Origin of the sequence: Shewanella sp. AS16, assembly GCF_021412365.1 — a bacterium.
GTDB lineage: Bacteria > Pseudomonadota > Gammaproteobacteria > Enterobacterales > Shewanellaceae > Shewanella > Shewanella salipaludis.
Genome location: NZ_JAKCLK010000439.1, coordinates 1 through 281, shown reverse-complemented (window position 1 = coordinate 281; position 281 = coordinate 1). Strand labels below are relative to the sequence as shown.

At 53.0% G+C, this 281-nt stretch carries 1 protein-coding gene; it reads right to left on the bottom strand.

The genetic code is table 11. The features are described from left to right. Positions 1 to 256: response regulator (locus LZP73_RS21000; RefSeq protein WP_267960275.1), on the bottom strand; the 256-nt coding region annotated here is incomplete at its 3' end. Positions 257 to 281 lie beyond the last annotated feature (25 nt).

The window sequence follows — 281 nt, the reverse complement described above, 5'->3', positions numbered from 1 at the left end:
GGTTGACCACAATTTCGTTGACTTCGGGCGTCACGACGCGAGAGGAAATACCGCTGCCAGGCTTGTAGCGCAACAGCAAATTATGCAATCGCTCTTCTTCGATCGGTTTGGCCAGATAATCACTCATCCCCGCGCTAAGCAGTTTCTCTTTTTGCCCGGCCATCGCATGCGCCGTTACCGCGATAACCGGCGTTTGCTGCTGATGCGGGAGCTGGTGGATGAGCTCACATGCCCGAATGCCGTCCATGTCCGGCATTTGAATATCCATTAAGATTAAATCG